This window comes from Pseudomonas sp. OA65 (assembly GCF_017498305.1).
GTDB lineage: Bacteria > Pseudomonadota > Gammaproteobacteria > Pseudomonadales > Pseudomonadaceae > Aquipseudomonas > Aquipseudomonas zanjanensis.
In genome coordinates this window covers 47,744-69,431 of the sequence record NZ_JAGDEZ010000009.1, presented here as the reverse complement: position 1 = coordinate 69,431, position 21,688 = coordinate 47,744, and the positions used below count along the sequence as shown (strand labels likewise).

Annotated in this window: 14 protein-coding genes; 1 reads left to right on the top strand and 13 read right to left on the bottom strand. The window is 61.1% G+C overall.

Features of this window, described 5'->3' with window-relative positions; translation table 11 throughout:
- Window positions 1-9: 9 nt before the first annotated feature.
- Window positions 10-4,836, top strand: coding sequence for a leucine-rich repeat domain-containing protein (locus J3361_RS10095; RefSeq protein ID WP_207964275.1), 4,827 nt, complete (start codon window positions 10-12; stop codon window positions 4,834-4,836).
- 66 nt (window positions 4,837-4,902) lie between these two features.
- Here the strand turns inward: J3361_RS10095 and J3361_RS10090 are convergent, their stop codons facing one another.
- From J3361_RS10090 to alg8, 13 genes are all read right to left on the bottom strand, one after another.
- Window positions 4,903-5,727 (bottom strand): SDR family oxidoreductase, encoded by an 825-nt coding sequence (locus J3361_RS10090; protein WP_207964273.1) that lies wholly within the window; start codon window positions 5,725-5,727, stop codon window positions 4,903-4,905.
- Between the two features lie 35 nt (window positions 5,728-5,762).
- On the bottom strand, window positions 5,763-6,227 hold the full coding sequence (locus J3361_RS10085; protein ID WP_207964271.1) for a multidrug transporter: 465 nt from the start codon (window positions 6,225-6,227) through the stop codon (window positions 5,763-5,765).
- Window positions 6,228-6,398: 171 nt separating this feature from the next.
- Window positions 6,399-7,850: a mannose-1-phosphate guanylyltransferase/mannose-6-phosphate isomerase gene (locus J3361_RS10080; RefSeq protein WP_207964269.1), complete on the bottom strand. Its 1,452-nt coding sequence runs from the start codon at window positions 7,848-7,850 to the stop codon at window positions 6,399-6,401.
- 150 nt (window positions 7,851-8,000) lie between these two features.
- Window positions 8,001-8,666 (bottom strand): alginate O-acetyltransferase AlgF, encoded by a 666-nt coding sequence (locus J3361_RS10075; protein ID WP_207964267.1) that lies wholly within the window; start codon window positions 8,664-8,666, stop codon window positions 8,001-8,003.
- 14 nt (window positions 8,667-8,680) lie between these two features.
- Window positions 8,681-9,856, bottom strand: a complete 1,176-nt coding sequence (locus J3361_RS10070; protein WP_207964257.1) for an alginate O-acetyltransferase — start codon at window positions 9,854-9,856, stop codon at window positions 8,681-8,683.
- Between the two features lie 11 nt (window positions 9,857-9,867).
- Window positions 9,868-11,433, bottom strand: a complete 1,566-nt coding sequence (locus J3361_RS10065; RefSeq protein WP_207964256.1) for an MBOAT family protein — start codon at window positions 11,431-11,433, stop codon at window positions 9,868-9,870.
- Window positions 11,434-11,652: 219 nt separating this feature from the next.
- The gene (locus tag J3361_RS10060) at window positions 11,653-12,789 is read right to left on the bottom strand and encodes a mannuronate-specific alginate lyase (protein ID WP_207964255.1); all 1,137 of its coding nucleotides are present in this window, start codon (window positions 12,787-12,789) and stop codon (window positions 11,653-11,655) included.
- An 11-nt stretch (window positions 12,790-12,800) separates the two neighbouring features.
- Complete coding sequence (locus tag J3361_RS10055; RefSeq protein ID WP_207964254.1) at window positions 12,801-14,252, bottom strand: alginate O-acetyltransferase; 1,452 nt, start codon at window positions 14,250-14,252, stop codon at window positions 12,801-12,803.
- A gap of 11 nt (window positions 14,253-14,263) precedes the next feature.
- Window positions 14,264-15,853 (bottom strand): mannuronan 5-epimerase AlgG, encoded by a 1,590-nt coding sequence (gene algG, locus J3361_RS10050; protein ID WP_207964253.1) that lies wholly within the window; start codon window positions 15,851-15,853, stop codon window positions 14,264-14,266.
- A 26-nt stretch (window positions 15,854-15,879) separates the two neighbouring features.
- Complete coding sequence (locus J3361_RS10045) at window positions 15,880-17,370, bottom strand: alginate export family protein (RefSeq protein WP_279382071.1); 1,491 nt, start codon at window positions 17,368-17,370, stop codon at window positions 15,880-15,882.
- A gap of 5 nt (window positions 17,371-17,375) precedes the next feature.
- Window positions 17,376-18,887 (bottom strand): alginate biosynthesis TPR repeat lipoprotein AlgK, encoded by a 1,512-nt coding sequence (gene algK, locus J3361_RS10040; protein ID WP_207964251.1) that lies wholly within the window; start codon window positions 18,885-18,887, stop codon window positions 17,376-17,378.
- Window positions 18,888-18,896: 9 nt separating this feature from the next.
- Complete coding sequence (locus J3361_RS10035; protein ID WP_207964250.1) at window positions 18,897-20,066, bottom strand: alginate biosynthesis protein Alg44; 1,170 nt, start codon at window positions 20,064-20,066, stop codon at window positions 18,897-18,899.
- A gap of 35 nt (window positions 20,067-20,101) precedes the next feature.
- On the bottom strand, window positions 20,102-21,586 hold the full coding sequence (gene alg8 / locus J3361_RS10030) for a mannuronan synthase (RefSeq protein ID WP_207964453.1): 1,485 nt from the start codon (window positions 21,584-21,586) through the stop codon (window positions 20,102-20,104).
- Between the last annotated feature and the right edge of the window lie 102 nt (window positions 21,587-21,688).

Sequence of the window (21,688 nt, the reverse complement as noted above, 5' to 3'; positions counted from 1 at the left end):
ATCCCGTCGTTGCGCGACTTTGCGCTGTCGCGCATACAACTCTCCATGGATCGTTTTTTCGGCACGCACATCGACTTGGAGCGTTCCGAACTGATCAGGCATTTTCGGGACGACTGCGCCACTTACCCGATTCCTGGAGGCGGCGCCTCGACGCCGGTCTGCACACCGCACCCTCCCGAAAAACGCTCGCTGCTGGAATGTGCATTGATCAATTTCGTCGACGCCGATACGCAGGCGCAGGCCTTCGTCCGGGGCAGTCGATTTGATTTTTATCCTGAGCGTGCCCGCGCTTCTTCTGCACCGATTCATGATTTCGCCAAGCTGTGTCGCGACCTGGATACAGGAACCGCCTACGGCCATGAGTTGCGACGCCAAATCCCTCAGCTTTCCCAGGATGCGACTTCGTTGCCAACCTTCGCGGCAACTTACATCGACTACAAGAAAAAACAGCTGCGACACGACGCCCAGCAAGCCCGCTTGCAGGGATTGCTGGATGTCACAGGCGAACGCATTCTGGCCGCCTTTAGCGTGTCTCTCGATGCGTCCATCCCTTTACAGCCGTTGTCGACGGCGTTCGCCAGTGGTCTTGAGCTAAGCGACCGTTGGCGGGCGGAGCATCGCATCATCCTGCCTGGGGTGCGTGTATTTTGGGGGGACCGCCAGACCGCCGGGCGAGTGGTGCCAATCGTGGTCCATATCCCTGGCGACCCTGTTTCACCCATCAAGCAATACGCCAGCTCGGCGGCTTTCCAGGCGGATCTGGCCGAGCGTTTGAAAGACCTTCGCTATGCGGCATTCTTTTCCCGACTCTTGCCGTTGCCTCATAGAAGCTGGAGCGACCCGACCCTGGTAAAACTATTGCGCCAGGGTGAAACAAACCTGGTCAAGGCCCACGAGCTGCGCGGGGATTTCTGGCAAGGCCTGTACCGTGAGTGGCGTAGCGTTGTGCTCAGTAGTGCATTGAGCCAGGCCCGCTCGGTGGCCGATATTGACCGGGACGTTCTGATTGGCGAAATCTCGATGTGGCTGGGCGCCGGGCTGCAATTTTTCAGCGGCGTCAGCATGTTCCTGCCAGGTGTCGAGCCGCTGGCCTGGGCAGGGGTTGCCTTGGGAATGGGGCAATTCATCCTGGATGTCTATGAAGGCGCCCATGCGCTCAACCTGGGAGAGCGCCTGGAAGCGATCCAGCATTTATTCAGCGCCGCAATGAGCGCCGCGACCTTCGCGGTAGGGGCCTTCGGGGCCAACCATCTGCTCGATGAAATGAACCCTGTGGTCGCGACCGATGGCAACGAGCGGCTTTGGCACGGTCGCACCGAGGCGTTCGCCAGCCTGCGTTCGCCGCCGGACTACGCGACGGTAGACGCCTATGGCGTCTGGCGCGCTGCGGATGATGCCTGGGTTAAGATTGATGGTCGTTTCTACGAGGTCACCGGCCAAGGACGTGACTTGCATCTCAGGCTTCCCCCTGATCACCGTGGCGTAGCACCGGCCCTGGAGTGGAGCCGACCGACAGGGTGGCGCTGGATGCATCGCGATCCCTTGGGTATGCAAGGCCCACGCTTGCTGCAGGAAATCGACCCCCAACTGCAAGCGTTGTCAAAGGTCAGCCTGGACGATGCTCAGCAATTGGTGGGCATCAGCGACGATCGACTGCGCTATCTGGCCGTGAATGGCGAACCATTGCCGGAGCTTTTACCCTACACGGCTCGACGTCTTTCAGCCCGGGCGCAAATATCGGACGCGATGACCCGGCTGCGTGCCAATCAACCCTTACAGAAAGTGCCCCTGGGCGTTGCCCAGTTGCTGACGGAGTTGCCCGGTTGGCCGACCCGGCGTGCGTTTCGCTACATGGATGAACGTTCCTCTTTTTTCATTGCCGGAGAAGGCCCCGAGCTGCATCTTGACGGTGCCGCGTTCAGTGCCGGCCAATGGCAGGAACGGTTGTTGTTGCAATTCGACGCCCGCGAGAAGAGCGCTTTGCTGGGCTCTGAAACCCCCTGGGAAGCCCCAGCCATCACTCATCGTCGCCTCGCCAATTTGTTAGCCGACGGACTGGAGCGCTCCGGTTACCGTTTGATCGATAAATTCGCCAATCTTGCCGCCCGACATCCGAACGCACTGCTCTTGCGTCGCGACTTTCCAGGCCTGCCGGAGTCGGTGGCGGATGCCCTGCTGTCGGGTATGACCGTCGAAGAACAACTGGGCTTGAGCACCGGTCGTGTACCGCAGAGCCTTGCCCTGCGAACGGTCGAAGTGCTGCGTGAGTTACGTGTCGTTCGCGCGTTGGAAGCTTTGAAGGAAGGTGTATCCGGCAATGATCGGGACCGTTTGGCCATGCGGCTGTTGACAGCCGAACTGGCGGTACTGGTAGAGCCGGTGCGTGTACAACTGCAGCTCGACGGCGGTTTTGCCGAGCCTTTGGAAGCGGGTGAAGCCGGGCCGCTGAAGATTATTCGCCGCCGCGACGGTCGCTACGAGCCTTTCGACGAGACGGGTAACGAGCTCGGCGCACCCACGAGCCTGGAAGATGCCCTGCTGCGCGCCCTGCCTGACTCGGCACGCCGCAGGTTGGGCCTGGATATTTGGCAGCAGGACAGGCTGCGCAGGCGTCTGCTGGTGCGCGCCCTTGGCAGTCGCGAATCATTGCGCCCCGCACTGGGCATTCGGCCATTGCAACTTGCCGATGTACGTCCCCTAGAACGAGTGGGGGAGCACCTGGGCTACCCGATGAGTGGACGGGGACTGGGAGGCTGGCAGCGCAGGCCCACCGTGCAATCTCGTCTACAGACGCTCTACCCGGACGCAACGATCAGCGCTCGGATGATGACCGAGCTCCAAGTGCGCAGTGAGCGCACCGGTAGGTCCCTGGACCTGCTGATCAGTGAGAAAGAAGCCGAATGGAAAACGCTCGATGAGAGCCTGGAAGTCTGGGAGCAAGCCCAGGGCAAGCACCACGTGGTGGAACACGATGACCTGCGCGTGAGGACGGCTGTCCGCCAGAAGGTAGGCAGGGCGTTGCGCCGCAGCTGGCGTCGTGAAATCCGTTTTCCCATGGGGCAACGCGAAGTGCTGGGTTTGGTGGTGGAGTCTTGCTTGATAGGGGAAATGCCGAGGCTTACGGCTGATTTCAGCCACGTCGAGGCGATCTCACTCAAGGGGTTGGCTTTAAATGAAGATCCTTCGGATTTCTTGAATCGCTTTCCCGCACTCGTCGAGCTCACGCTGACTAATAATCGCCTCGTACGATGCCCCAGCGCCGTTGCTGGCATGACGCAGTTGCGGTTTCTGTTATTGAACGAGAACCCGCTTGTTTTCAACGATCAGGTTTTTGCGCCGCTGCTCAATCCAACGCCCAGCGCCACACTGGAGTGGCTCGAGCTCTCCGGCGTATCCAGCGGGCCGGAGCCCGCGCCAGGTCAAAACGCCGCCTCGGCGATCGAGGCGCTCGCGAGGTTGCCGCGGCTTAAACACTTGGTGTGGAAAAACAACTTCTCGTTCGGACCCGAGCTGCTGCAAGCCATCGGACGCCTGAGGCAATTGGAGGCCCTCAGCCTGAGTGATAGCAGGCTGGTCTTGGATGAGCAGAACACTTCGTTCCTGGGTCATCTGGATCGCCTTGTCGCACTGGATCTGAGCGGCAATCGCGTGATTGATTTACCGAATATGGAGGGGCACCCCCAGTTGCAATTGGTGAACTTGGCCCAGTCGAAACTCAGAGAGATTCCGACGGCACTCATTGAATTGTTACGGCGCATCCCCTCCCGCGAACTCTTGTTGATCTTGCGCGATAACGCCATTACCCAGCTGGACTCTCTGCTATCGGTGCTGCCCAATAACGCGCAAGGCAGCCAGTGGTTGGGGGTGAACCTGGATAACAATCCACTGCCGGTGAGCCAGATCGCCAGGCTGCGAGCAGCGGGTTACCCTTTTGCGTATACCCGTGACTTGTGGGTCTCGGATCCCAGGCTGCGCGGCAGTTTCGAACAGCTTCGCGAAAACCCCTCCAGTGCGAAATTTCTCGACTGGCTCAGCGATGAGATGACCCGCCTCGGCGGGGCTCAGGATATTGGAATCAACGCCTCCGAGCCGAACAGCCGTGGCGTTAGAGCCGCCGAACGTCTGTTCAACCTGGACGGCTCCATGGAGTTCACACGTCAGCGCATCACCGACCTTGACGAGCGCTTCAAGGCATTGCAATCGCGTATTTATTCGCGCCTGGAGCCCAGCATGCGCCACAGGACCTTTACGCTGGATGAGCTGGAGACGCACCTGCAATTATTCCGTTACTTCTGCCTGGACCTGGCGCACCCCATGCTGAATAAATTCTCCCGGTTCACTTTCCAGCACTATCGAATTTGGGCTGATCTACAGGCCATCAATGAGGGGTGGAGCCCCCAAGTTTTCAACGCTCGTGCAACCGAGGCGCTTTTCGTACGCCACCTGTTGAAAGATTTCACCGAAGGAGAGCCGCAATTCGAGACGCTTTCCTGGGCACCCTATCTCAAGGAAATGTCGCCTATCTGGCAAGCATTCGAGAGCAGGTGGGAGCCCATCATTGAAAGCCTGAGCGATGCCTACGGAGCGAGGCTGGATACGTCCGAATGGCCTCGGGAACTGATAGACAGCATGACCCAACCTCCCCAAGCGCAACCTCCTCTGGAGCCGGTAGGAGAGGTGCCTTGGGGAAATCGGGACATTGAACTCAATTCCGATCAATTACGCCGGTCATGGCTGATCATCAAATCTGTCCAGGCCACTGAAGCGGTGCAGGCCTCAACGCAGGCTACCGAGGCGTTGGTGAAAAGCTGGTGGCCGTACAGGTCCCCCATCTGAATGTTCTCGTCAGCAGGCTCCACCCCAAGGCGGAGCCTGCATGAGTAGTCGAGACTGCCGCGGGATTTAAAGAGAACCCTTCAACCCGAACCGCTTCATCAATCCCTTCTGTAGCAAGCCGGTGGGTAACCATGTGGCGATCAACGGCAAGGCCCGGCTGCCGTTGCCCAGGCGCAGCAGGCGGGGCGGCTTGGGTTGTCGGATGGCCTTGAGCAGGTCGGCGGCGAATTCGTGGGCGGGGGTCGGGTTGTCCTGGGAGGCTTTGGCCCGGGCGCGGATGCCATCGCGCAAGGGCCACCAGGGCGATTGTTCGGTGATCAACTGCTCGGCTTCATGGCCGGCATTCTTGGCGAAGCTGGAGGCAATCGCACCGGGCTGGACCTCCATCACGCGGATGCCGAACGGCGCCAGTTCCATGCGCAGGGCATCGCTCAGGGCATGCACCGCCGCCTTCGAGGCACAGTAGGCGCCGGCAAATGGGGTGACCAGCACGCCGGAAACGCTGCCGATGTTCACCACCAGCCCCTTGGCCCGGCGCAACACCGGGAACAGTGCCTGGGTGACCCCGACGACAGCGAACACGTTGGTTTCGAACTGACGTTGCATGGCCGGTACGCCGCCATCCAGCAGCGGGCCCATGGCGCCGTAGCCGGCATTGTTGACCAACACATCGAGGCCACCGTGCTGCTGGTTGATCCGCTCGTTCAGTTGTTCCAGGGCCTGCCCGTCGTTGACGTCCAGTTGCACGGCGGTGAATCCGGCAGCGCTGAGTATCGCTACGTCTTCAACCTTGCGCGCCGTGGCCCAGACCTGATAACCCGCGGCCTTGAAGGCGTCGGCGAGGGCGCGGCCAATGCCGCTGGAACATCCGGTAATCAACGCAACAGGCATGGCGCATTCCTTGGGCAAAAGATGGGGGAGGGCAATCAGTTGGAAAAGCTACCGTGCAATCGCTCGGCGCGAAACTCCAGGCTCTGCGGGCGATAACCCGGGCGCAAGGGCGGCAGCGGCAGGCAATCTTGCCAGTTGGCGCCGGCCTGCAATTCGCCGGGGCCACGGTAGCGCGGTGCGTCGTAGGGGCTGTCGGCCAGGTTGATGGTGTCGCCAGGCGCATAGGCCGCGACTCGCCAGCGCAGTTCGAGCAGCGGCACGTCATTGTTATTCTTCAGGTTGAGCGACAGCGGTCGATCGGCGGGGCACTCTTGGGGGGCATAGCTGATGCGCAGTTCCAGGCGCTCCAATTGCCGAGTCTCGCGGCTTTCCTGCCAGAGCACCCACGCGGCGACCAGCCCCAGCCCGACGAATGCCGCCAGGGAGACCGGCAAGGCCTTGGCCGGGTAGCGCAACAGCAAAATGAGCCAGGTGATGACCAGCAAGACGCCGATAAGCATGGTGGAAGCCTCCGTGACCGTAGGCACATCCTACCGAAGGGCGCGGGCAATGTTGAAGCAATGATGCCTGCCATGACTCATTTGCAAAAAAAAGCCCCCACCCAACCCACTGCGGATAGGGGACGCAGTGGGCTGGATGGGGGCTTCTTGTACAGCTGATCGTTGCGGGTGTTATTGGGCGATGGTTTTTACCGACACACCACGTTCGATCGGGGTGGAGCGACCGTAGATGTCTTCGAAACGCTCGATGTCGTCTTCGCCCAGGTAGCTGCCGGACTGCACTTCGATGATTTCCAGCGGGATCTTGCCCGGGTTGCGCAGGCGGTGGACCGACGCGATCGGAATGTAAGTCGACTGGTTTTCGCAGAGCAGGAACACGTTCTCGTCGCAGGTCACCTCAGCGGTGCCGCTGACCACGATCCAGTGTTCGGCGCGGTGGTGGTGCATCTGCAGCGACAGGCACGCGCCCGGCTTGACCGAGATGTGCTTGACCTGGAAACGCCCGCCCATGTCCACCGAGTCATAGGAACCCCACGGACGATAGACTTCGCAGTGGTTCTGGGTCTCGGTACGGCCCTGGGCGTTGAGGGTATTGACCATCTGTTTGACGCCTTGGACCTTGTCCTTGTGGGCGATCATCATGGCGTCCTTGGTTTCGACCACCACGATGTTTTCCAGGCCGATCACCGACACCAGCTTGCCGTTGCCGTGGATCATGCAGTTGCGGCTATCCTGGACGACGACATCGCCCTTGGTGACGTTGCCATTGGCATCTTTCTCGTTGACTTCCCACAGCGACGCCCAGCAGCCGACATCGCTCCAGCCGGCCGACAGCGGTACGACGCAGGCACGCTGGGTCTTTTCCATCACGGCGTAGTCGATGGAATTGTCCGGGCAGCAGGCGAAAGTGGCTTCGTCGAAGGTGATGGTGTCGGCCGTCTGCTCACTGCGCTCCAGGGTCAGCAGGCAGGTGTCGTAGATGTCCGGATCGTGCTTTTTCAGCTCTTCGAGGAAGCGGCTGGCGCGGAACAGGAACATGCCGCTGTTCCAGAAATAACCGCCGGCTTCGACGAACTCGGTGGCACGCTTGACGTCGGGTTTTTCGACGAAGTGCGAAACGCGGCTCACGCCCTCGGGCAGCAGCGCATCGTTGGTCGACTTGATGTAGCCGTAGCCGGTTTCCGGTTTGGTGGCCGGTACGCCGAACAGCACCATTTCGCCACGCTCGGCGGCCACGGTGGCCAGGGCCAGGGCGCGTTGCAGGGCTTTCTGGTCATCGATCACATGGTCGGCCGGCAGCACCAGCATCAGCTCATCGCGGCCTTCGTTGACCAGCATCATGGCGGTCAGCGCCACGGCCGGTGCGGTGTTGCGCCCGAACGGCTCCATCAGGATGCGCTGGGCTTCGAGCTTACGGTTGGTCAATTGTTCGTTGACGATGAAACGGTGGTCTTTGTTGCAGACCACGATCGGCGTGTCCATGCCTTCGAACACCAGGCGCTCGAGGGTCTGCTGGAACAGGGTGTGTTCACCGGTCAGGGCCAGGAACTGTTTAGGGAATTGCTTGCGCGAAAGCGGCCAAAGACGTGAGCCACTACCACCTGACAAGATCACCGGAATCATGTTTGTTACTCCTTGAAGCGAAATGGTTGTTAGAGCTACTGCGTTCTGTCGTTTCACTCTCTTGTTGTTGTTCCAGGGGCAGCTGCAAGCTTCTAGCTTCAAGCGGCAAGCTTTTACTTGCAGCTTGAAGCTTGAGACTTGCCGCTGCTCTTATCGGGTCGACACAGGGCGTTTCACCCACACTGGCGACAGGCTGCTGCCCGAACCGGTGACGTACAGCACGGCCGCTTCGCCGCGCTCCAGGGCCACGGGCTTGAGGTCGCCGACTTTCTTGTCGCCTTCGAACAGCGCCAGGGATACTTTCACCGGGTTGATTTCACGTTCGCCACGGCCCTTGGCGGCCACGTTCGGCACCACTTCGGTCTTGCCGTCGGCGGTCTTGAGGGTCAGTGCCTTGTCGCTGAGGTTCTGCACGCGGACCAGGGACTTCTGCTTGTTCTTGAATGGCGGCTCTTCGATCAGTTGCGGCTGGCCGGTGGCGTTGTTGACCAAGGTGTAATAGTGATCGGAGGCCAGTTTCACCGGCACGGTCTGGCTGCCGACCTTGGCGCTGTAGTCGCCACCGGGCATGAAGCTGAAGTCGCTGCTGGCCAGGGGGGCGACGTCGCTGATGTTGGTGCTGCCGACGGTGGCGCTGACTTCGGCGTTGCTGGCGTTGTACACCCGCACGAAGCTTGAGCCTTTTGGCGCGACCGGACCGTAGAGGGCCGAGTCACCGGCGAAGGCCGAGAAGGAAAGGGCGCTCATGCTGGCGACCAGGGCAACGGCCTTGAAGGAGCGAGCAGCGAGACGGCGAGGAGTAGTGTTGAAAGTCATGGTGGACCTCTCTTTCAGTTTTGCGCCCGGTCGGGCGTCTCGGATTGTGTGTTAGCAGCTACGTTCTGTTGGCGGGCGCCGGCTTGCTTGAGTTCGGCGACCCACTGCGGATCGGCGTCGCCGATCTCGTTGTTCACGGGCAGATAACGTTCAGGGAACTCCCAGATCAGCACCTGTGGCGGGCTGTTCTTGAAGGCGTCGCTCTTGAGGTAGCTGAGCATCGGCAGAATCGGGCCATGGCCGTCTTCGGCGTAGTTGACGACGTCGCTGTGCAAGGCTTGCTTGAGTGCCCCGACGAAGTTCCAGTTAGGGTTGGCGCTGTAGCTGGTGCCGATCAGGGCCACGGGCACCTGGGCATCGGCGAACAGCGCGTCATCGCTGGCCGGCTGGTCGTCAGCTTCGCGGGTGTTGCGCTTGACCAGCGGCTCCTGGGCCGGCATCAGGTTTTCGAACAGCGGATCCAGCGGCAGGAACTGACGCAGGTCGCCCTTGTGAATGATTTTCTCCGCAGGCTCGGTGACGAAACGCTGGGGCTCACCGTTCAGTGGTGTGCGTTCGGCAATGGCCTTGGCCAGATGTTCCGCAGCAATTTGTGCGCCTTCCGGTGTCCAGTGGGTGTCGGTGCGCAGGAACACTTGCTGGCCGCTTTGCTTGGCCTGTTGCAGCGGGCCGAGCAGATCAGGGGCGAGGATCTTGTCCGTCGCCACGCGGGCATGGAAGTCCTGGTACAGGTTGGCGTGAATGCTCGACGGCTTCACTTCACCCAGGTGCTCGGGATACAGGCGCGCCTTGGCCGGCACGATCGCCATGACCAGGGTGATGCCTTGTTCCTTGAGCTTCTGGCGCACGCCTTCGATCAGCGCGTAGTTGCCTTGCAGGTTCTGATCTTCGTTGACGATCGGGTTGAACTCTTCGTCGCTGTACAGCCACTGGTCGCGGCCCAGGACCACGCCTTTGCGGCCTTCGTTGAACAGCTTGTAGTCCAGCGCCGCCCAGATGTTGGTGCCCAGGCGCTTGATCGGAAACTCTTCGTCATAGTGCGTTTCCACGGCCTTGGCCCAGCGTCCGTTGAGCACGGTCGCGTCGGGGTTGGTGGCGAAGCCGAAAAAGCTGCGCATCGACCACAGGCCCAGTGCTGTCAAAATCAGCATGAACAGTGCGACGTAAAAGATGCGTAATGAGCGGGTCATGTTCAGATCCCTCAGAACTGGAAGTAAAGGAACGGCGAGAAGCTTTGCGCCGAGAGTTTGAGAATCGAGGCAATGAACAGCAGCAGCACCAGGGCGCGCATCACGTAGCGTGACCAGTCCACGGTCCAGTAGGCCGGTTGCACTTGGGCCTCGACGCCGACGGTGTAGCCCGGCTCGTGGATCGCCGCTGGGTTGTCACCCGGCACGGCCTTGATCATTCCCGGTTGCGCGGTGGCCGGGCCGTTGGCTTCGGTATTGACCTCAGGCTTGGCCTTGACCGGCGGACGGTTGGTGTAGAAGTCCCGCAGGCCGAAGAAGGCGAGAGTGGCGTAGGCCACCACCAGCGTGGCGATCTGCAGGCCGGTGAGGTTGGCGCGGGTCAGTTCCGACAGCGACCAGTCACCGAAGCTGAACATCGCGCTGTACATGCGACCGGCCACGTGCAGGTTCTCGGCACGGAAGATCACCCAGCCCATCACCACCAGCAGGAAAGTCAGTGCCCAACGGATCGGGTTGATGCTGCGTGGCGTGGTGTTGATGCCCACCGCTTTTTCGATGGCCAGCCACATGCCGTGCCATGCACCCCAGATCACGTAGGTGATGTTCGCGCCGTGCCACAGACCACCAAGCAACATGGTCAGGAACAGGTTGCGATAGGTCATCAACGTGCCTTTGCGGTTACCGCCCAGGGTGATGTAGAGGTAGTCGCGCAGCCAAGTCGACAGGCTGATGTGCCAGCGGCGCCAGAACTCGGTGATCGATTGGCTGATGTAGGGCTGCTTGAAGTTTTCCATGAAACGGAAACCCATCATCAGGCCCAGGCCGATGGCCATGTCGCTGTAGCCGGAGAAGTCGAAGTACAGCTGCGCGGTGTAGGCCAGGGCGCCGAGCCAGGCATCGCCCGTGGTCGGGTTCTGCAAGGCGAAGCAATGGTCGGCCACCACCGCCAGGGTGTCGGCAATGAACACTTTCTTGATGAAGCCCTGCATGAAGCGGGTGCAGCCTTCGGAGAACTTGTCCAGCGTGTGGGTGCGGTTGTTGAACTGGTCGGCCAAGTCGCGGAAACGCAACACGGGGCCGGCGATCAGGTGCGGGAAGATCGCCACGAATGCCGCGAAGTCGATCAGGTTGCGAGTCGCCGGGGTGTCACCGCGATAGACGTCGATGATGTAGCTGATGGACTCGAAGATGTAGAACGAGATCCCGATCGGCAACAGCACGTGGGTCAGGATGAACGGGTTCAGACCAAAGCCGGTGATGATCGCATTCAGGCTGTCCACGCCGAAGTTGGCGTATTTGAAATAGCCCAGGATGGCCAAGTCCACGCCCACGCCGAGCAACAGCCAGCGCTGGGCCGGTTTGGTGCGCACGCCGGCGGCGCCGACTTTCAGGCCGATCCAGTAGTTCCACAGGGTCACGCCGGCGAACAGCGCGAGGAAGTCCACCCGCCACCAGGCATAGAACACGTAGCTGGCGATCAGCAGCAGCAGGTTGCGATAGCGTTGCCCGCTCAAGTAGTACAAGCCGAGAAAGATCGGCAGGAACAGGAACAGGAACACGTTGGATGAAAATACCATCCCGATCTCTCCATGTTGAATCAACAGTCAAGGGCCAGAGCCCCCCCAAACCCCCCCATCAAAACCGGGGGGTTTATTACATTTCAGTCGCCACGATTACTGTGGGAGCAAGGCTTGCCCGCGATGAACGATGACTCGATCCATTCAGTGCCCCCGCGTCATGGCTATCGCGGGCAAGCCTTGCTCCCACAGGTCCCCTGCCAGGCAAGGGATCTGACGTCAGCTACCTTTTTCGCCTTTGTCCCGCGAAGGGTCATACACCCGGGTCAAGTCCCCGCCGAGGCGGAAGGTCTTGAACGGTTGCATTTCGTGCTTGCGTTCCAGCACGTCCTCCGAGCAGGTGTAGAGGCTGCAGAACGGTTCGAGCCAGGCGAATTTCGAATCGACCTTCAGGTCTTTCATGTCCTGCTCTTCGCCGTTCTTTTCTTCGAAGATGTCCGGGTCTTTCACCCCGGCCAGCACCCGGTCACCCAGGCGCTTGAGTGCACCGTTGTTTTCCTGGCGCAGGTCGACACCGTTGACCTGGGCGAAACTGGCGATCATCGCCAATGGCGGCAGGGCATAGTTGTGGTAGGACAGGGCCCGTTGCTTGCGCTTGAGTTCGTTGGGCAGGAAACCGTCGGCATCGACCTGGTTGACGCCGACCTTGTATTCCTTCACGGCCCAGTCGAACAGGTCGCGGCGGTTGGTGGCCACGGAGGTGGCCATCACCGACCAGGCAGCCCAGTAGGAATGGTTGTTGGTCTTGTCCAGCGGTAGATTGTCCCAATCGCTGACCACCTGGTCGGCCATCCGGCTGAACCAGCCTTCGATCAGTTGCGCCTGCTCCGGGTGATTGGCCAACGGGCGCGACTCGGAGAACTTCAGGCGCACATAGGCCGAAGCCATGCTGCCCAACGCCCATTTGCGCATGGACTTGCCGGTGTGGTTGAAGTCCTTGGACATCAACGCATCAGCCTGGGCCCAGGCGGTCAGCCAGTTCAGCGTGCATTCCAGTTGCTCGGGGCGGCCGTCACGCATGAACTGCATCACTTGCTTACTGACGCCACGCTCGATCTTGGTGATGTCGGCGGTGCTGTCGCGGAAGGCTTTTTCCGATTGCACGTTCAGCGTCGCGCGGGCCTTGTCGGAGCCCTCGTACTTGCTGCGAAATTGCAGGGACCCGGTGTAGGGCGTCGGCGTGGCATCGCAGCCTTTGGCCGCTTCGCCGGCCTTGACCTTCTCGATCGGTGCGAAGTACCCCTGTGGCGGGCGCAGCGGGGCCGCCGCCTGCGTGGCCCCGGCGAACATCGCCAGGGTCAGCAGGGAAGGCGCCAGCAGCGTTTTCAACGTTCGGGTACGCGTGGTACTGGTCATGAGACGAGACCTCATTGTCCGATTTGGGCCGTTTGTTGCTCGGCTTGCGGAGATGCGTTGCGTTTGCAGACTTTCGCTTCCACTTGCAGTGGTTCCTTGCCGGCTTCAGGCCCTTGGACTTCTAAAGCCAAGAGGTTCTGGGAGGCCCAGTCCTCGTCGGTGCGCAATTGGAAGGCGAAACGTCCGTCGGTTTCGGAGGTGTTCGGTTTTTCGATCTTGATGTCCTCGTGGCGCCCATTCATGTACCAGAGGGTGGCTTGCAAGGTTTTCACCGAGGTGTCGGCGAAGCGGATGTCGACCTGGTGGCTGCCGTTACGCAGATCCATGTTCTGGCTGTTGACCATCAATTCGTTCTTGCCCGGCTTGAGCGTGGCCTTGCTGCTCATCAGTGCCGGCTTGCCTTCGCAACCGTTGTTGTCCAGCAGCGCCATCATCTGGCGGTAGATGGTTTCCTGGTCCAGGCGATACAGCGGCGAGAATTCCCAGATGAGGATCTTCGGCGGGTTCTTCTGGAACTCTTCGCTGCCCAGGTACTGGATCATCGCGCCTTCTAAACCGCCGCCCGGGAACGCCACGTTAAGGATGTCGGCGCCGATGGCTTCCTGCAGGAAGCCGGCGAAGTTGTAGTTCTTGCCGCTGTGACTGGTGCCCACGAGGGTGATTTGCGGGTTGCCCGAATCGCCGAACAGGTCGCCATCGCCAGCCTCGCCCTTGGGCTCGGTGGTGAACTGGTCCATGTACTGGATCGCGTAGCTGGTGCCGCACAGCTGCCCGGCCATGTTGTGCAGGGTGCCGGTCTTGCCCATGCGGCCGGACTTCTTGGTCTCGAACTCACGCTTGGGGATGTCAGCGAAGGCCGGGATCTGCTTGACCTTCTCGGCCACGACCTTGGCGGTGCGCTGGGCGCCGTATGGGGTCCAGTGCTGGTCGCCACGGAAATAGAAATCGTGGGCCGGCAGGGTTTCGGGCAGGTTCTCGTTGGTCAGCGGCGAGAGGTCCGGCACGACGTAACCCATCTGGGCGAAACGGCCGAGCATGGATTTGTAGTTGGCCAGGGCTTTCTCATAGTCGAAAGCGGCTTTTTCCTGCGGATTGAGTTTGTTGCGGTTCACCAGGCCACGGGTCGGCTGGTAGACGAGCACCAGCTCGACGCCTTTTTTCTTGAACGCATCGTGCAACTGCTGCAGGCGCTTGTAGCCGGCCGGGGTGGTGTTGAATTCGGTGCGCAGGTCTTCCTGGGTCCGGAACAGCCAATCGCCCTGGGCTTGTACCAGCGTGGTGAAGTTCTGCTGGTAGCGCGTGGTGTAGTTCTTCGCGTCATGGGCAGCCGGGCACAGGTTGCAGCACGGTTCGGCGGTGAAGCTCGGTGCCTTGATTTCATCGGCGCGCGCGCCGCTTGCAGCGGCGAGAATGCCGGCAGTCAGGGCGGACAGGCCCAAAAGTTTGATCATCTGTGGGTTCATAAAGGTCATCCTCAGTCCCGCATTTCGGTCTGGCGTTCGACAGGGTCGATCAGCACGGCTTTCTGCTGGCGCACCAACAGGTCGAGAATTTCATCCTGGCGCTCGCCAAGGATCCCCGTGAAACTGATGCCGCTGGATTTGGTCGGCGCGAGCATGGACACGCGGTACAGCTCAACGCTCAGGGGCGAGTCGATGGACAACGGGCCGCTGCCATTGGCGGCGAGTTCACCACCCACCACGATCAACGACACTTCGGTATCGAACGGGTCGAGCTTGATGTCCCGGTCGGTGTCCGACAGGTCTTTGATGTGGCCGTAGAGACCGGTCAGGCCGTTGGCCATGGACACGTTTTCGTAAAGGCGGATATTCACGCTGTTACGAATCCGGATGCCGTGGCGGCGGTTGCTGATCACTTTGTTGCCCCACAGCAGGTTGTCACCACTCTCGTAAAGCGTGATGCCGTCGGTGTGGTTCTTGTAGATCTCGTTGTAGGCGATCAGGTTGTTCACGCTGTTACGGTCGATCACCAGGCCCGAGAGTTTGTTGTCGTAGCTGCGGTTGTTGAAAATGAAGCTGTCGTTGACCTCACGGGAAATAATGATCCCGTGCTTCTTCTTGGTCCCGTAGACGGTGTTGTCGGCAATGATCAGCCGATGGGAACGGTCGTGGGGGTCGATGCCGTAGACGATGTTGTCCTTGTAGGTATTGCCCTTGACCACGAAGTCGTTGGTTTCGTAGCAGTAGAAGCCGTACCACATGTCCGAGAACTCGGAACCGATGATCCAACCGGTCGGTTCCGGGCGCTTGAGGACCTTGGCCATGTTCGGCGTGTACTGGGAAATACTCACCCCGTACGACTTACTGTTGGCATAGCCGAAACTCGCCATCTTGCTGTTGACGATGTAGGTCTCGGTGCCGCCCCAGGACAGCAGGAACGGACGGAATTCATTGGGCGAGCGGAACGTGGCAGGGCCGTTTTCCTTTTCGCGCCATCCGGTGACCTTGGTGTCGCGGATGAACATCCGGCCATCGTTGATCAGGAACGCGCCGCCCTCCTGGGACAGGCGCAATTCCTGGGTTTGCTTGTCGATTTCGAGGATGCCTTTCTGGCCGACCACGATCGGAATCTTCGCCAGGTACACACCTGGCGAGGTTTCGATGACGTATTTGGGGACTTTCTTGGCCAAGTCCTTGAGGTTCATGTAGCCGTCGTCAAGGAAGACGGCCTGTGGGATGCCGCGCTGGCGCACCACCCACTCGGCCATCTTGTTGTCGCCGCCGATGAAATCCTTCAAGGCGTTTTCCTGCATCATCCGGCGCACGCTGATCTTGCCGGGCTTGCTGCGCACGATCTTGGCCGCGACCGCTTCGGCCGTATAGCCTTTGAGGTCGGGCAGGGTCGGCGCGGCCAGCTCCAGCGGCGCGGTCGGCGCGCTGCTGACGGTGTAGGTCTTGGCTTGTTGCAGTTCCTTGGCCACGTTGCCCGGCTTGACCACCGGTTCAACGTTGGCGAACGCCGGCGAGCCGGCCAGCAGCATCGCTGCGACCAACAGGCTGATCGAACCTTTCATCGCCTGGCTGTTCCTGAGGTAGCGGTTCATATCGGGCACTCCCATGGCCATTCGCATCAGAAGCGCCAGATCACGTCGACAAAGGCGCGATGCATGTACGAATCGACCTCTTTGCCGTAGGCGTCGCCTGGCTTGAACACGCCGCCACGAAAGCGCACCAGCGCCGACGGCTCATCAATGGACTGACTCAGCGCGGCCGGCAGCAGGCCTTGCTTGAAGTACTTGGTGACGACCAGGTCGACTTCCTGGCCCAGGTCCTTGTCGCCATCACGCAGCGGCAGGGTCGAGGTGGACAGGATCGCGCCGGTCACGTCGTCGGTGTTGTTTTCCACGGCGTTGATGCCGTTGCTGCCCACCGGCTTGTTGCCGTCCACGCGCCAGAACTTGTGGTACACCAGGCTTGCGTCGTATTCGTCACGCAGTTGCCAGGAACCGAACAGGCTGGCGCTCTGGGTGTTGGCCATTTCGCCGCGGAACGCTTCGCCGAAACGGTGCACGCGCGAGCGGGTGCCGGTGAAGTTCGAGCGGTTGCTTTGCAGGCCGTTCTGCTCGTAGTCCTCGCTGGCACGGGCATAGGCCGCACCGACTTGCCATTGCGGGTCCAGACGCAGGCGGATACCCAGGTCGGTGGCCCAGCCGTCGACGTCATCGCTGTGCTTGGCTTCTGTTGGGCGGGTGCCGTCGGCGTTGAGCGGGTTGACGGTGTCACGATCGCCGGTCATGCCGGTGATGCTCGCCCAGTAGTTGACGGTGTTGGTATTGCGCCAGTTGTAGGCGTCGCTGTTGGCTTCCAGGCCCAGCCAGGTCAAGTCACCGTTTTCGGTCTTGTCCAGGGTGTCGGTGGCTTCGCCCGGGGTCGGGTAATCGAGGCTGCCATTGTCATGGCTGTGATGGGCACGGATACCGGCCCACTGGCCTGGCATCCACTGGTAACCCACGTCGCCATAGACGTGCAGGCGATCCTTGTCCTTGGGGGACAATTCCTTGAGGTCGGTGCGGTATTCGCTGAAGCGTTCGGCCACGCCGAGGTTGGCCCGCAGCAAGGTGGTGTCGAAGGTCCAGTTCAGGGCTTCGATGTTGGTGTCGCGCCATTGGCCGTCGTCGTTGCGCAGGCGCTGGCGACCGAACTTCAACTGCTCGCCCGGGTAAGGGGTCAGGCCACGGTAGCCAATCCAGAACTCGCGCATGGCCAGGTAGCTTTTCTTGGCTTCGCGATCGCCGCTGTCGGTTTGTTGGGTGCTGCCATCGGACTGCTGCAGGGTGTCGGTCTCGATGATGTCGCTGGACGTCACGGCCTGGGCCATGGCGTAGGCGCTCCAGGCGCCGCTTTCGCTTTCACCGTAGACCCACGGACGCAGGTCCAGGCCGACACCATTGACGTCGCCACCGCTCTGGGTGCCAAGGTCGCGGTCGTCTTCGGACTGGCCGGTGATCTTCACTTCCAGGCCGAAGTTCTTGGTGTCGGTCAGGGCCGCCAGGGTCGGGCTGGACCACAACAGGGCAAACGACAGGCCAATACCAGCCTGTACAAAAGGATTGAGCTTCAAAAGCTTCATAGAGGTTCCTCGCCGTCATCTTCTTTTAGGGCTTGCAGTTCAAGCGTATCGGGGCTCATTGCGCCGCGAATGGCCTGCTCTTGTTGTAGCAGGCGTTGCGCTTGTGCAAGTTGTTCCGGCGGTAATTGTGCTTCGAGGGTTTGGGCAAGCTCGGTGGCTTGCGGGGTGTTCTGCGCCTTGGCCAACTGGCTGAACACATACGCGTTGACCGGGTTGGGCTTGGTGCCCTTGCCCTGGGAGAACAGCTGGGCAATGGCATAGTCGGCGCTGTTCTGGCCGTTGCGGGCGGCCTTGAGCAGGTGGTCCAGGGCTTTTTGCGAGTACACCTTGCCCAGGTAACCGCGGCGATAGATCTGGCCGAGGTAATAGTCGGCGGCCACTTCGCGGCCCACGGCTTTCTGGAAATGCGCCTCGGCGACCTTGGCATCGGCCGGGACCCACTTGCCTTCGTAATACAGCTTGCCCAGCAACAGCTCGGCACGAGGCTGGTCGGCGGCGCGGCCGTTTTCCAGGTATTGCATCATCTTGTCGACGTCACCCAGTTCCGGGAAGTCGTAGAGCAGTTGCGCCAGGCTGACCCACGCTGCGGGGTAGCCAGGGGCGATGCCTTCGAGCAGCGATTGGGCGGTCTTTTCATCGGTCTTGCCCAGGCTGGCATCGGCCAGGACGCGGGCGACGCTGTCCACGCGCTGGGCGGAAACGACGCCACGGGCGTGGCCGTCCTGCATTTGCTTGAGCAATTCGGCCTGCTGTTCCGGCTGGCCGCGTTTCTGATAGACCGTGGCCAGTTCGACGTAGCAGATGTCCGTGGTCGCCAGCGCGGCCTTGCAGACCTTCTCGACTTCGTCCAGGTGCTGGTCGTAGGTGCCCTGGGTGCGGTAGAGCAGGATCTGCGCCAGGCCCGCTTCCGGATAACCGGCGCCGCGCCATTGGCTGATCTGCTGCTGGGCGTTGACGTTCGGGAAGCTGTGGGGATATTGCAGGTACAGCATCGCCAGCGGGATCAGGGTGTTGCCTTCACCGTTGGCGAAGGCTTTCTTCAACAGGCCTTCGGCTTCGTGTTTTTCCGCTTCGGTGGAACCGGGCTTGGCCACCAGCAGGCGACCCAGGCGCGCCTGGGCCCGTGGCGAGATGTCGGCCGCGGCGCGGTAAGTCGCCTCGGCTTTTTTCATCTGCTCGGGGTCGCGGCTGTCCACCTGGATATCGGCCAGGCCGACCTGGGCTTCGCTGTAGCCCAGGTCTGCCAGTTGCTGGTAGTTCTGCTGCGCCAACGCCGTGTCGCCGCGCTTGAGGGCTTCGTTGGCCAGGCGTTGATCGGGCAGGCCGGCGCAACCGCTAAGACTGACTGCCAGCGCCAGTGCACACAACGCATATCCTGTGTGGGAGCGAGCCTGCTCGCGATGCGGGCCGCTCGGTGTACCAGACAGACCGCGTCGATCCCATCGCGAGCAGGCTCGCTCCCACAGGGAATGCGGTGCATTGTTGTTTTGTGGAGTGATCACGGGCATATCCTCGACTTAAATACCGACGGCCATGGCTTTGTCGATCAGCCAGTTCAGGTTCGGGCCACGGTCGCTGGTGACTTCTACCGGACGGCCGGCCAGCGCGCTGTCCAGGGGTTCGTCAGGTTGGATCAACACACGGATATCGGAGGACAGGTCGGCGCTTTTCAGGCTGGTGCTGCTGACGATCTTGCCGGTACGGGTGGTGTCTTCGCCGGCGACCTGGAAGCTGACCGCAGTGCCTGGGCGCACGTCGCCGAACTGGCGATAGGAGAATCGCGCTTCGACGTTAGCTTCGGTGCCCCGTGGGACCAGTTGGAAAATCACGTCGCCCTTGCTGGCGTATTGCCCGTTGGCGACCAATTGCTGGGCCACGATGCAGTCGCACGGGGAGGTCAGGGTGCCGGTCATTTGCTTGCCGAACAGCTCCTCGACCTTGGACGGCTGCAACTGGTTGTCATCCAGGTGACCCTTGAGCACATCGAGCATGCTGGTGCTGAAGGTCGCCAGTGGGGCGCCCTTGGCGGCCGCGCCGTCGGCCTTGACCAGGCTCTGCACGGTGCCGTCGCGCGGCATGGTGATCGCCATGCCCGGTACATTCACCAGGCCTGCCTGGGCGTGGCTGACGAAGTACATGCCATACACCGACTTGAAGATGAAACCGAACGCCGCCAGGCCAACGATGAAGATCCCGAGGCTGAAGGTCACGGCGCGCAGGCGACCGAAGGCGCTCATGCCGCCGTTGTCGTCTTTCTGCTTGCGAGCCTTGGTGAAGTTATCGCGCTGCAGGGTCGCCAGCACGTCGCCGACACCGACGATGTCGCCGGCCAGGTGCGAGGTGATGATGTGACGCAGTGTCGAGATGTCCCGCGGCTCCAGGTTCTGGAATTGGCAACCGGTACGGCCGGTCTCGCGGTCGTAGGAGCGGATCTGCAATTCCACGTCCATGGCCAGGCCAAGGTTGTCGATGACGAATTGCAGGCGAGCCTTGTAGGTCTCGCCAACCTTCAGCGGCAGTTGGCCGGCGTTGAAGCACAGCCCACCGGCGGACAGGTCCAGGACCTTGACTTCCATGGGCGTGCGGTCGGGCCCGAAGAAGCGCAGCTTGGCCGGGATTTTGACCCGGGCGTGTTGGCGCTGGGCTTCGGATTCATGGACTACGTTGACATTCACGGCGGTGTTCATAGGGGCGATTTCCTAGTTAATTCATTCAAGTCCGGTCAGACCATCGTCAGCAGCACGGCGACAAAAATGCTGCCGGCGGAGAAGGTCATGGTCCGAGACGACCAAGTGTTGAACCAACGTTGAAAGCTGGCGAGATCACGGGTCAGGTGGGTGGGCTGGCGAGTCCAGGACTGCTGGTCGAGGCGGAAGAACACGTAGATCTTCACCAGGGCACCGACGATCTGGTTGTAATAGAGAATCGCCGGGTAGGCAGGGCCGATCTTGTGTCCGGAGCACGACAGCAGCAGGGTCAGCAGCAACCGGGTGATGCCGATCCACAGCAGGTACACCAGGATGAACGCGGTGCCGTACTTGAAGCTGGCGATCAGTGCCACGGTCAGGCCCAGCAGCGAGGTCCACATCGACACCCGTTGGTCGAACAGCACCACCGAGGTGAACAGGCCCAGACGCCGCATGCCCAGGCCCAAAGCCCGGGAGTTCTGCCGCAGGTTGTTGCCGTACCAGCGGAACATCAGCTTGCGGCTGGCCTTGATGAAGCTCTTCTCCGGCGGATGCTCGACGGTGTTGATCGCAGCATCGGGCACGTAGAACGTGTCGTAGCCCAGGCGCATCAGGCTGAACCAGCTCGACTTGTCATCGCCAGTCAGGAACTTGAAGCGGCCCAGGCGCCAGTGTTGCAGCGAGTCGCTTTCCACATCGGCGATGAAGTCCGGGTTGGTGACCACGGTCGCGCGGAACACCGACATGCGCCCGGTCATGGTCAGCACGCGCTTGGACAAGGCCATGGAGCACATGTTGATGTGGCGCTGGGCGAAGCGCAGCTTGTGCCACTCGCTCATGATGTAGCCGCCGCGCACTTCGCAGAACTCGTTGGTGGTCAGGCCGCCGACATTGCCGAACAGCTGGAACCACGGCACGGTCTTGCGCACGACGCCTTCGGCGAGCACGGTATCGCCGTCGATCACCGCCACCACGGCGCGGTCGTCCGGCAGGTGGCGGGAGATGGCGCGGAACCCGAAGGCCAGGCCGTCACGCTTACCGGTGCCGGGAATGCGCACGAAGTCCAGTTTGACCCGCGCAGGCGGGTTCATGCGGGCCCAGAGGCTCTTGACCAGCAGTTCGTCGGACATTTCCACGATGGAGCAGACCACGGTGGTGGGCAGCCCGCAGTCGATGGCCTCGCGAATGACCGAGCTATAGACTTGGGCAGTGGTCAGCGCGTCGATCCGGAAGCTGGTGACCATCAGGTACACGTGGGACGGATCCGCCGCCTTGCCCAGCTTGCGGACCTTGCGGCGCAGGTGTGGGTAGACGATGTACAGGAAGATCATGCCGCGCACGAAATGCGTCGCTCCCATGGAGTAACGCCAGATGCCCACGGCGCCGATCAGGAAGATGAAATCCTTGGATTCGGAGTCGAACGTGGACGTGGGCAGCGCCATGGCGATGCCCATCAATAAACTCATGTAAAACAGCCAACCGGCGGCCTGAAGCAGGCCGTGCTTTAGCCTGTGCATAATCGGTATCCTAAAGTCAGTTGCAAGCTTCAAGCTTCAAGCTTCAAGCACAAACCAAAGCTCAAGCGAATGAGCTTTAGCTTGAGGCTTGACGCTTGAAGCTTG